Annotated in this window: 7 protein-coding genes and 1 tRNA gene; 1 reads left to right on the forward strand and 7 read right to left on the reverse strand. The window is 33.5% G+C overall.

Annotated features, from left to right (window positions below):
• Positions 1–49 precede the first annotated feature (49 nt).
• Positions 50–123, forward strand: a tRNA-Met gene (locus N1F78_RS00810).
• A 98-nt stretch (positions 124–221) separates the two neighbouring features.
• Here the strand turns inward: N1F78_RS00810 and N1F78_RS00815 are convergent.
• The 7 genes from N1F78_RS00815 to N1F78_RS00845 are packed head-to-tail and all read right to left on the reverse strand — an operon-like array spanning position 222 to position 13257.
• Positions 222–2216 (reverse strand): ATP-binding protein, encoded by a 1995-nt coding sequence (locus N1F78_RS00815; protein WP_406684300.1) that lies wholly within the window; start codon positions 2214–2216, stop codon positions 222–224.
• Complete coding sequence (locus tag N1F78_RS00820) at positions 2209–3684, reverse strand: DUF2779 domain-containing protein (RefSeq protein ID WP_406684301.1); 1476 nt, start codon at positions 3682–3684, stop codon at positions 2209–2211. Before N1F78_RS00820 ends, N1F78_RS00815 begins: the two co-directional genes overlap by 8 nt.
• Positions 3684–4337 carry a DUF4391 domain-containing protein gene (locus N1F78_RS00825; protein WP_406684302.1) on the reverse strand — a complete coding sequence of 218 codons (654 nt, stop codon included), beginning with the start codon at positions 4335–4337 and terminating at the stop codon, positions 3684–3686. The genes N1F78_RS00820 and N1F78_RS00825 overlap by 1 nt, the downstream gene beginning before the upstream one ends.
• A 1-nt stretch (position 4338) precedes the next feature.
• The gene (locus N1F78_RS00830; RefSeq protein WP_406684303.1) at positions 4339–7560 is read right to left on the reverse strand and encodes a helicase-related protein; all 3222 of its coding nucleotides are present in this window, start codon (positions 7558–7560) and stop codon (positions 4339–4341) included.
• A gap of 2 nt (positions 7561–7562) precedes the next feature.
• A complete protein-coding gene (locus N1F78_RS00835) occupies positions 7563–8507 on the reverse strand; it encodes a DUF4268 domain-containing protein (RefSeq protein ID WP_406684304.1) in 945 nt (314 codons plus the stop codon).
• Positions 8504–11629 carry a type III restriction-modification system endonuclease gene (locus N1F78_RS00840; RefSeq protein ID WP_406684305.1) on the reverse strand — a complete coding sequence of 1042 codons (3126 nt, stop codon included), beginning with the start codon at positions 11627–11629 and terminating at the stop codon, positions 8504–8506. Before N1F78_RS00840 ends, N1F78_RS00835 begins: the two co-directional genes overlap by 4 nt.
• Before the next feature lie 2 nt (positions 11630–11631).
• Entirely contained in the window at positions 11632–13257 is a 1626-nt protein-coding gene (locus N1F78_RS00845) for an RNA-binding domain-containing protein (RefSeq protein WP_406684306.1), read from the reverse strand.
• Positions 13258–13260 lie beyond the last annotated feature (3 nt).

The following is a 13260-nucleotide window of genomic DNA, read 5'->3' on the forward strand; positions in this document are numbered from 1 at the left end:
ATGTTTGTTGAGAATAATATTGTTTTTATATTTGCAGCCACAAATTTATGGCGAGGTAGCTCAGTTGGTTAGAGCGTCGGATTCATAACCCGGAGGTCACGAGTTCAAATCTCGTTCTCGCTACTAAGTAAACAAAGAAAAACCCAAGATTTAGAGTCTTGGGTTTTTTATTTAGGTACAACATAGGTACAACAAATATCAAAATATCTCTCTTGCCACTATTATTCCAACTGTAATTTCTTAAAGAAAATTTTGTTTCTGAGTGTTGCATCTTTGAGCAATTTGTTAAATCCAATTATCTCAACGTACATTTTATAACCTCTGTGGAAGCCAAAATAGCTATCGCCATCTGGACTAACAGTTAATTGGTGTTTATCGGCAAATTCACGAATCTTATCATTTACAGTACACACAACATAACCATAAACAGGTGTATTTTCATTTACCTTTATAGGTTCTAATCCCTCTGGCATTTCATATTTACCATCTCTAATATCTTTCAAATATTTCCCAATTTGCATTACAGGGTCATCCTCCTCCTTGTAAGCAGTTCTCTTAGGCCTCTTAAATTCAAATATTGTCAACGGATTACTAAATTCATTATCTCCATTCCTAAAAGAATTTTTCTTATCAAAAACTACTAAATCAGGCTCTTTTAAAGCATCCTTCTTTGTCCCTATCTTCTTATCCGATGCTACATATTCGGAAAACACAAGCCTTTCATCTAAGAGCCATAAATTATGGTCTCCATAATCTGCTGTCTCTGAATCTTTACCCATTGGATATATAAGATTGTGAATATCTTTTTCTAACTCACCTTTACCATCCTCTCTTCTTTTCAAAAGATGCGTCATAGCATCTAAAACCATTTTTCGGTTAAAAACATAGTGAGCTAAATCACTTTTGCCAATTTCTGAGATTGTTGAAATCGCTTCTGATATTTTATCTTGGTCAGCTTCACCATTTTCAGACAACAATCTTTTCAGTTCAGATGTTGTGAATTGCTCTTTCTTAAATTTTATTCTTTGTAGTTCAGCCTCAATGTCACTTTCCTTTATGCCGTAAGGTATATTTGTGAGGTCTAACTCTGAAAAATAAGATTTATGCCATGGAGCGTGTTCCGTAACATAGGTTTTAATTCTTGTTACTTTTTTTTCAGCTCTAGTTGTTACTTCTTGATTAAACAACTTTTTAGTTTCTATAGCCGTATTTGATTCAATCTGCTTTTGAGAATACGGTTTATAAATGGTTGCTTTTTCTTTATCAAAGTCAAATGTCTCACGCTCTAACGATACACTGCTATCTAAATAATCACTTATAACATAAGACCTTATAATATAGTTTTTAGTGGTAGATTTTTCACCTTTCCCAGTGGTATCGAAAAAGTCATCCTCAAACTCTGGAATATATTTATGCAGATTAGTTTCTGTAACAGCTCTATTATTTGCTGTTAAAATGACCCTACTTCTTTGGCTTCCTAAAAAGAACATCTTAAAAACCTTTACTTTAAAGAGTATTGAATCTTTAGAGTTTTCACCAAGAGTAAACTTTTGCTCTCCTATAAGCTGTATTTCATTTTTTGCAGATAAATAGTCATTTAACACTATGGATGTTCCATCGTCATCCTTAACTAGAATAACTGGGCATTTAAAATCATCTCTTAAAAAGAAAATCAGAAGTTTATCTAATAATTTTCTTGCAATCGTATCTATATTTTTATCAAAGTTTTTCTGGTCTTTTAAGTTTAGTAGCGATACTTCTGCATAAGTATCCAACGATTCTGTTTCTGATATTTTTTCATTTTCTATAATTTCAAACTTTCTACCAAAATCAAATGCCCTTTCTTTTAGCCCACCTCCATCTCTAAAAACACTTTTAACCGATACATTATCAAAATACTTCACGAACATGAAACGCCCAAAGCCTTTTCCTCCAATATCCTTCTTTTCTTGACTATAAAAAGTATCAAATGATTCACGATTAGTAGAATTGAAACCATCACCATTATCACGAACCACAACTCCTTTAATAAAAGGCTTTGAATCATCTATATGTAGCTGATTATCCCTGATTAATTGAATCTCAATCCTACCATCATCAATCCCTTTTTTAGTGATTGAATCAATTGAGTTTACAACTGCTTCAATTATAGGGGTATAAACATTTGACTTACTTTTAATATTATCAATTGTTCCTTGTATATTAATTCTACTCATATCTTTTCACTAATAATTTAAACAATTCAACCATAGCCCAAGTATCCAATTTACAATACTCAAGAAGTTTTTCTCTAACTTTTTGTTTGTCCTCTTTAAAATCTGAATCTAAAACCATTCGACCCCATAAGTCTAAAGCCATTGTTCCATTTTGAACATCTAATTCATCATACGATAATTCAGGTAATAAAACAGGTAAAACCTTTTTGATTGAAGTAGAACCATTAAACCTATAATCAACATAGTCTAATTTAAAAATATCTTCTAAATCAAACATATTTGCATTCATATACTCCAAATAGTGTTTATACTTTGACACCCAATTATACATGTCTTTATTTCTCGCCATCTCAAAACTCTTATGCCATGATACAAATGTTCCAACATTACCTGAACTTTGAAACATAAATTCCACCATTTTATGCGGTAACTCGAGACTATCTGCTAAATACTCAAAATGAGAAATAGAACCATCCTCTTGCATAGTGTGTATAGAGACTTGAAAAGGAATATGTTGGTGTGGGCCTATTCCATTTAATTTGGGAACAGCACTGGCATATGTTTCGTAATCAATAAAATGTAATGGAAACACTAAAGAGTCTAATACCTTAGAAATTCTCTCATTCGCTATTATCGGTTTCCCCTGCTTGATTGAATTAAGCTGTAACTTCTGCCTTTCATTTAACTTAAAATTATCTGGAATTTCTGCTATTTGCACAATTCCTTTATCCCTCAACTCCTTAATTTTGTTAGCTCTAACATTTCCAATTTCATAAATACTAAGTTCAGGAACATCCGAATTGAATAACGCAAAGCTATCGCAATGATTAGCCCTTGTATTCAAACTACATGAACATGAAGACGTATTAATTTCTTTATGATTAATAAATTGAATTGCTTTTTCTATTTCAATTGACACATCCGAATATAGTTCTCGAATCTGTTCGGTAACATCGGTTATGCTAAAAAGTTTTTCAGGAATTATATCTCCTTGGCGAACATAATTCTTATTTAGATGAATAATAGAAACTTTTGAAACGTTTAAACCATTTTGCTCCAAAACATATTTTTGAAAACAAGCATCTTTAAGATGATTATGTTTCTTATCAGTTTTGACACTTGTTGATGATTTAACTTCATAAATATGCCATGTATTATTCGAAAGATGTTGCAACACATCTACTCTTGCAAATACCCCGTTTTTGGTAACGAAAGCTGGTTGAAAAAAAGTAGTACTTTCCTCTTCAAATGCCCTTAATGTATCCTGTGGCGAACCAAATTCTGGTAGTTTATGAGCATCTGGAAACAGTTTCTGCGCTTGCTCTTCAACTTCGTAGCCTTCATTTATCAACTTTTGTAGAAAAAGAGAAAACTCACCATTAGGATAATCGTCTGGTCTATTTTTTAATAGCCACAATGACTCAGGACAATTTAAGTATTGAATAAAGTCCGTTTTTGTTAGCTCCATCACACACCCTTTAATTTCTTTAACTCTTTCTTCTTCTCATTCAACTCATTATTCAATTCAACCTTTTTGTTAAACTGTTTCATCCTTGATATTGCCGATTTCAATTTGGATATATCCTTTTCTACTATGTCAACTTGTTTTTGATGACTAATAATGGCCTCTAAAGAACTCTTTTTTAAATCTTCTTTTCCTGACAGTTGTACACAAAAATCTTTATAAACCCAATCTAAGCTCGTTCTCAAATTCAATAAGTAATTATTCTCATTTGATTTCTGCCAAGGGGAATTGAATGTCCAGTCAATAACGGAACTATCTTCGTTAATTGGATGAGGGTGTTTTGACGAACAAGAAAAGTATAATTGCTCATTGTATTGAACCAAAAATATAATAGGATAAGGAATCGATTTATCAATTACCTCTAAAAGTTCTTGAATATCCTCTTTTTTCTTTAACTCTAATCTGAAAATTTGAATCTCTTTAATTTCTTTTGCCGCAAGATTTACGGTTTCTTCAGACAACTTATTCAGCCAAGTAATTTTACTAACCTTTTCAACAAAAAGTTTCTTTTGCTTTGTACTTGTATATTTATCGAAAGCATTTTTAGGAATAAACCTATTAACTTTTGTTCTCGAGGGTAGATTTAAAAATTCCATGCTATCGTACTATTAAAAATGAAATCAATTTAAAGTCCTCTAAACCTTTTATTTTGTCCTGTAGAGCAGTAGTTCCACCAGATTTAAAGAGGCTTAAAATTTCTTTTTCTTCTTCAACCTGAAGTACACTCCCTATACTTTTTTGCAATAACTCTGAATATACTTTCATATCGTGATATTCATCAGTTTCTTTATTTAATTCTTGGCACAAATCTGTGATAGGCTTATCAACCCCCTTACACAACATTCTTATGGCATCCAAGATTTTCTTAGACTCTACATGGTTTAATAAAAGTTCTCCTGACTTCTTTATATAAACCATATAATAAGGATGAAGCCTATTAAGCTTATTGATATTCACACCGGAGTTTAAATTCTTTAAAACATAAACAACACCAGGTTCTAGAATAGGTGTAGATTTTACAACAGCATGCAAGCCTTCTGGAATATCTTTTAATTCACCATACTCTTTAATGAGATTTGTTAAATCAACTCTAAAATCATTTAACCCTAAATCTGTTATGCTCACACCTTCCCTTAAATCCTCTAAATCAATGACCTCTTCTTGTAGCTTCTGCAATTGAATTTTACGATAGTCTAAGTCCTTCTCATCTGAATTTAAAATATTGTCATCACCAGTACTCGCCATATTACTAATCAGCATTTTATTCTCTACACGCTGTTTTAAATTAATATAGTTATCCAACGTTATATCTGGCCAAAAATTCACCATCGTAATGGTTTCATTTTTAGATCCAATTCTATCAATTCTTCCGAAACGTTGAATTATCCTAACTGGATTCCAATGTATATCGTAGTTAATTAGGTAATCACAATCTTGAAGATTCTGCCCTTCAGAAATACAGTCTGTTGCAATTAACAAATCAATCTCTTCAGTTATTTTCGGATATAACTGTTTTTTATCCTTGGAAATAGGTGAGAAACAAGACAATATTGCATTTAAATCTGGTGGGATTTTTTTAGTGTTACTTATTTTTCTTGAACCAGTAACAATTGCTGTATTTAACCCATACTCTTCTTTTAAATGCTTAGCTAAATGCTCATTTAAATAATTAGCTGTATCAGCAAAAGCAGTAAACACGATTGCCTTTTTATTACTTCTGTTAAATGGTTTTTGGATTTTGTTGTCTAATAAGCTTATAAGCTTTTGTAACTTGGTATCTTTTTCACCTCTAATATCAACAATACTGCTCCATAGACCATTTAGTATAACCAAGTCTTCACTAAGGTCTTCACGCCATTTGGTAGCATCCATATCACTAATATGAATCTTGATTTTTTTACCAATGACATTTTCTTCATCACCCCAATCAGCTTCCCAATCAAAATTCTCATCCCCTATTTTTGCTTGCAATCCTTCATAATCACCTGAACCGCCTTTATCAATAATTTTAATGGCATTTTCAATTTGAGAAATAACCCCTTCCAAAGTAATCCTGAATGAATCTACAGAACTTTCCAGTCGTTTTAAGAGATTAATTCTCATTAAAATTCGCAAACTCTTTTCACGGTCTACCTGTGTCAATCTTCCCGACTTCACTGTTTTATCATATAAATCAGCATAGAGTTGCATCTTACTAGGAAGAATATAATTTAGGGGCGTATAAATTGAAAGATTAAGAAGGGTAAGTTTTTCAGCAATATCAACATAGGTTACGTCCATAGTATCAGTTAATGGACTTTGCATGGATATTGGTTTATTACGCTCTGGAAATTTACCTATGGCTGAAGTATCATAATATGTCGTTATATGTTTTCTCGAACGCGCTATTGTAAGAGAATCTAAAATTTCAAAGAAATCAAAATCCAACATATCCAACAGCTTTTCTGTTGTTCTCTCTGATGTATCGAATTTACTCCAAATATTAAAAGCTGTTTGCGCTCGCCTGAATACTTGGTCAATACCTTTATCAGTTTCTAACTTATCATCAATATTAATCGCCTCTCCTTCATAGGCTAGAGCCAATTGGTTCTTTAAATCATTGAACCTGTTATTAACTGGTGTAGCTGAAAGCATCATGACTTTAGTCTCAATACCTTCCTGAATTACCTTTCTTAAAAGTTTTTGATATCTATTCTCTTTTCCAACAACTGTATTATTGTTTCTGAAGTTATGAGACTCGTCTATAACTATGAGCCCATAATTACCCCAATTTACCGACTCTAAATTACGCCCATTACTTGTCCCTCTTTCTCTTGATAAGTCGGTATGAAACAACACGTCGTATCTAAATCTATCTTTAGCAAGAATATTATTTTTGTCATTATGTCGATACGTATTCCAATTAGCCTCTAACTTTTTAGGACAAAGAACTAAAACATCCTTATTACGCATTTCGTAATACTTAATCACCCCTAATGCTGAAAAGGTTTTTCCCAAACCAACACTATCAGCCAAAATACAACCCTTATATTTTTCAAGCTTGTTTATTGCACCAATAACAGCATCTTGCTGAAAATTATAGAGTTTACTCCACACAACTGACTCTTTAAAGCCAATTTGGTCATTGGGTAAATTGTCTATCGATAAATCATCGAGAAAATCATTGAATATATTATATAGCGTAATGAAATAGATAAATTCTGGACTGTTCTCTTTATATGCACTTTCAAAGTAATCTTGAACTTTTTCTGTAACATCCTTCAAATATTCCTCATTTTCCCAAACTTGATTAAACCAATCAAGGTATGCACTACTATCAGGAAAATCAGTTTTTTGAATCAATGTTGGAAACCCCTTTTTATGGGTTATTCCTAAATCTGAAGAAGTAAAACTACTCACATTGGCATATGCATATTCCTTTTCACCCTGAATATGCATCATCCCATTTAAAGGAAGGTTACTATGCTTATTGGATTTAAACGTTACCTTTTCCCTAACCCATTTCGAGCACTCTCTAGCAATTGCTCTTTGATTAAGCTGGTTCATTAAACGTAATTCAAACTCACCGCCACACAACTCAGATTCTCTATAAATATGGGGAATGTAAAATTTTCTATCTTGTTTTTGAATTTCCTCTTCAACAAATGTTGGTGATGAAAAAATAAATCTTAGTTCTTCTATCTTCCCAAGTTCTTTTTTTAAAGCTTCGAATGCATAAATTGAAAAAGAAGCAGCAGCAATACTCAATTTGCTACCTTTCTCGATACTATTCTTTAAATCATCACCTAGACGATTATTTACATTATCTATTAATTTCATACTTACAATCGCAATGCCTTAATATGTTTCTTGGTGGCATTGATTAAAGAATTCATAGCTCCGACTACTTGGTCAATTATTAAATCCCATTTTTCCTCGCCATCTCTATATCCGCCTAAATCATATTCTTTTCTAACACTACAAACTCTGTAGCCTTCTAGTTCATCCCAGTTCAAACTGCCTCCAAAACTTTCTTCTATATTCTGCTTTGATTTTTCTAATGTTCTTAGGATAGTCAAATTTTCATCTTCTGAACCTTTGCCTCTGTCAATGCGAAGTTCAATACGAACACTATGCTGATTTACCCAGAAAACATATGATAACCCTCTAACACCTGATGAAGCACCTATCCATGCATCTCCTGATGGGGAAATAGCAGAAAATGTTGTTACTTTTTTTGTGCTAGTTACAGATAGAAGCTTCGTCCAAAAAGCCCTCCTTTGCTTGTGCCTTAATGAATCCTCCTTTTTAATCTTGCCAATTTGTTTGGATTCTTCACTTGGCCCAACAATTTTGGATAATAAAGGAGCTGGACTACTTTCTCCAATCTTTATAGCCTCAATTTTTAAGAAGTAGAAATCGCAACCATTATCTGCTTCGTTCAACCATGATATTGCATTAATATGTTCTTGCTTAGGAGTTTCAACAATCCAAATAGCAACCTTGGCCTCAAATGAAGTTAAGTAGGTTATCAATTTTCCTAAATGGTCATGGTCACTTGGTCCATATTGATTTTCTATAACAACAATATCTCCATTATCATTTTCAGCTTTTATATCAACATTAAAGCTTCCTGTACTCTGTTCTCTTTCGGCGTTTATCAATTCAATGCCAATGGCATCCCCAAGAACATCAATATTCTCACAAAGCCAAGGGGTAAGGTTTCTAGCTTCATAAGGAAAAGCTTCCCTAATAGGAATTCTAATAATTTTTTCTACACTATTCATTGGCTTTGGACTATTTCCATTAACTTGTCATAACTACTCACTTTTTCAAATCGAACCTCATTACCACTTATTTCTTTAAAATGTTCGCCTGCACAATGAATTTTTAGTTTTTCTATTTCCCTTAAATCCATATCTGAGTCAGAACCTTTAGTTTCTGCTACAAAATAAATCTGTCTTACTTTGTCCTTGTCAAAAACTATTGCCCAATCCGGACTATAATTAGCTACAGGTGTAGAAATATAGAAACTCTTAGGAAGCTTCGCATAAACGACAACCTCAACGCTATTCTCTAAAGCTTCAGCGAATTTCGATTCAATTCCAGAATCTGAGGTAAGAAAATCGTAGATATGCTTTTTAAGCAACTCTGATTTACGCAAAGCAAATTTGTCGTTGGTAAACACCGTTTTCGCATCATGCCTATCATCAGTTTTGTGATAGACAATGTTATTAATTATAAGGCTTGCCTTAACTTCATTAATAAGCTTGCTAGTTTTAGCAATAAATTCTTCAGGGTTTTTACGAATAAGTAAAAACTTCTTTTCGCTAATAGACTTTAGAATGGATACGATTGTCCGCCTTGTTAAATTCGTTAATGCCTCAATCTCACCAACGATGTCATAAACTGCATCGGCATATAAGTCATTATTCAGTTTTAAATATTCACGTTTCGACTCTCTAACAAGATTACCATCTTGCATCTGTTCTTTAGTCCCATCTTGCAACTCTCCAGTTTTTACCTCATATACCCTATCTCCAATATTTAACTGTGCATTGATAAGAATCTTACTATCTTCAATAAGCTTAGAAGTATCAAACTTGACTTCATAAATAGTCTTAAGGTTAATTTTATCCCAAAGTGCCTGAAACTCTTTCTTTTTGAAATTGTTATTGGTATTTAGCACTACCGTTTCGCGTTCATTTTCAGGTTTAAATTCTTCACCTGTATAGACAGATTTCAACAATTGTCCAATCGATGCCCGATAAGGTTCTAAAATTTCGGGCAGAGGCATTTTATTTTGTTCAATAAGTTCTTTCCCTTCTGTTGTAATCTTGTCATCCTCATCGATTACATCCATTTTATAAAGAATCTTATTTAATTTCTTTGCTTCTTCTTCTGTGATACGATGCTCTTCTTCTTTTTCATTAGTTACAATCTTACCAACAAAATATTCCACTTCTGCTTTTTGAGGTCGGTCTTTTAAAGTTGCCGCAATTTCTTTTTGTAACCCTTTTGCAAAAGCTTCATAACTTTCTGAAGCTATCACCGTTAATTTATTTATTTCGTGTACCTGTTCTCCAACAGATTCAAAATCTAAACGATTACCGTTCTTGTTCACGCACAAGCGCATTCCACGCCCAACTTCCTGTCGCCTTCTGGTTTCACTTCCACTTTCAGGATTTTTAAGTGCACAAATCTGAAAAACATTTGGATTGTCCCACCCTTCTTTTAATGCCGAATGCGAAAAGATAAATCGTGTTGGCTCATCAAAACTCAACAACCGCTCTTTATCTTTCATAATCAGGTCATAAGCAGAAATATCATCAGATTCCTCACGACCTCTTTTTACAGTTGGGTCAACCATTCTCTTCTTTTTATCAATAGAGAAGTAGCCCTCATGCACTTCTTCGGCATGGTCACGCTTTAAATACTGACCATAAGAAGTGGGCATATAACCTTTATGAACCTGACTTGGGTCATTATCCTTTAAATAATCATTGTATTCTTGATGAAAAAGGTCAAGGAATTCACTAACAGCATTATTATATTCCTCTTCAAATATCTTAGCGTATTCCCCTAATTGCTGTTCTCCCAATTCATCATAGACACGATATTTTTCAACTGTATCGATAAAGAATAAGGACAACACTTTTATTCCTTTATCAAATAATTGTTTTTCTTTTTGTAAGTGAGACATAATACATTCACGTATTTGTACTCTACGAAAAGCATTTTCATCCTTATCGTTTAATATATCGCCCGGATAAATATCCTGACCGCCAATAACCACCTTATTCAGATAGCCATTAATTTCTGTAATAGTTTGATTCTTATACGCTGGCATATTGCCCGATAACTCATATAAGTTTGCTCCCTCACTAAGTTTTTTTCGAACCTTTTTGACTCCAGACCCAACACGCTGCTCATATTCCAAAACAGCAAATGGAGGTTTTGTGGTACTCAAACTAATATGTTCTAAATATAAATACCCCGTTGTTCCTGTTGAACCTTTCAGATTAATCCCTTTAACCTGAATCTTCTTAACTAATCGCTTGTTATAAGCATCTAAAGCGTCTAAGCGATAAATTTTGTTATAATCAACTTTGTGTGTTGCCGAATATCGCAACGTAAAGAGTGGATTAAAATCCTGCATACTCTCTAGAGTCTTCTTCCCATCAACAGATTGAGGCTCATCTATAATTAAAATTGGGTTGGTCTGGGAAATGATTTCGATAGGTTTCCGCGTACCAAATTGGTCTAACTCCTGATAAATCCTTCTTGCATCCTTACCTCTAGCATTAAAAGCTTGGGTATTGATAATCATAACACTAATACGGCTATCTGAGGCAAAGCTCTCAATATCCTGTGGACGACTAGAATTGTATATAAAGGGGTTTACTTTATGCCCATACTTCTCTTGAAAATGTTCTTGAGTAACTTGAAACGATTTATAAACACCTTCTCTAATAGCGATACTTGGAACTATTACAATAAACTTGCTCCATCCATACTTTTCAAACAACTCATACATGGTACGGATATAAGTATAGGTCTTACCCGTACCTGTTTCCATGTCAATCGTTAGATTATACCCTAACTTAACCCCTTTAGGGCGTTCTATTTGTTGACTTTCGTGCAAGTCATTTTCTTTTTGAACTGCTTGAATATTTTTTAATATCTGATTTTCTATAATTTGGATACTACTATTTCTATATCCAATTTCTTCTTCAATATTAAAATCTAAAGTTGCTGTACCAGAAGCCGCTTGTTTTGCTTTTCTGATGAGTTCTTTACTTCTCTCTAAAGTAAAACGATTTGTTTTTAAAGGTTGTCCTTCAAAACAATCCACTACCGCCTTTACCGCATTTACCTGAAAATCTTGTTCTTTAAACTGTAACTTCATGTTTACCTTATAAGTTTTAATACTGACATACCAGATGCGGTCAATTTGTAACGTTGATTAGGGCTTGTTTTCGCTTCAGGAAACTCCATATTTACCCACCCCAAATCAATTAATGGGTCTAAATATTTTTTCCTATTTGTTGTGTGATTACTTAACCCTATTCCTTTTAACAAGTCACCTCTTTTAATCCAATCTGTTGTCAGATTAAGAACTTCAATTGCTTTACTACTTACTTCATTATTAAGTACAGCTTTAACTTGGTCACTAACTTGGTCACTAACTTGGTCACTAACTTGGTCACTAAAAGCTATAACTTCTTCTAAACTACTTAAAACAATAGCATTATCAGGAGTATCAACTTGTTTGCTAACTTGGTCACTTTCTTTAAAAGCATCATGAATAGGAAGGGTTACTAAAACATAAGTTTGGTCATCTGTTTCAAAAACTGGCTCAGGAGAGCCATTATTCTCCATAGAATCATAAATAGTTGGAAAACCAGTACCTCTACCTTCTGTTAATTGTAGTTCTTTTAGAAAATCACCTATTCTTCTATTTCTATATTCTCGAGCAACAATACGTTTATGTGTACTCAACACTTCCGCATTAACTGGTGGCACTGGACTTGGATAACTTAATATTTCAATTTTATCAGGCCAAATCTGTATTTCTATTGGAGAACCCAACTCATAACTTTTATGATATACAGCATTAGACACAGATTCTTCAAAAGCATCAAAAGGGTAATTATAAAAGCGTTCTGCTTTTGCTTTATCGGCACTTTTAATCACTTGCTCAGACATGATATTCGTTTTGAAAAACGAAAACACATCTCGCAATTGCTTTTGCAAAGGCCCTTTAAAATAATACTCTTTAAACTTTTTACTAGAACCGTCTTGATGCCAAACCAATTCTATCCATGACCTTGGAAAAAAGGTTTCTGGAGTTTTTGCAAAGAAGAGTAAACCAACATTAACAGGACGAATATCTTCATCAGCACCTTTAGCAATGAGCATAGCTCTACATAAATCTACAAGAGGCATAGTGGTACTGGTGGCATACAAATCACTTTTTATTTCCTGCAAATGTGCTTGTATTAAACCTAAATCAAAATCTTCAATAGTTGATTGGTTATTTACACGGTCATCAAAAGGAATACGAGCCGCTAATTCCTGCAATCTCCTTAAATTGTCGCCCCTAGCCACAATACTACGTGAACCAACTCTTATGTAATGATGCCGTTGGGCGTTCTGACCTTGGGTACTTGGCGCACTATAAGGGCGATTATCTCCTGCCGGACACCATAACACCAATATATGTTGACCATCTAAAACATAGGGTTGTGAAATAGGAAAATAATTCGGTTGTACTTGGTATGCTAACCTTACAATATCCCCTTGAATTGCATCTAACTGATTTTGTTGTAACCCTGTTGGGGGTAATATGGGTTGTCCTTCATTTTCCGCTATACCAACAATAATATAGCCTCCACCCCAATTATGAATATCATTAGCAAACGCACAAATAGAATGTACTATTTCCTCTGGATTCCAACCACGCTTAAACTCTAATCGTTCCCATTCCACAGTATTACCATGTACCAAATCCTGTATGTTAATTGGTAATGCCATAGA

Source organism: Seonamhaeicola sp. MEBiC01930, from assembly GCF_045277075.1.
Lineage (GTDB): Bacteria > Bacteroidota > Bacteroidia > Flavobacteriales > Flavobacteriaceae > Seonamhaeicola.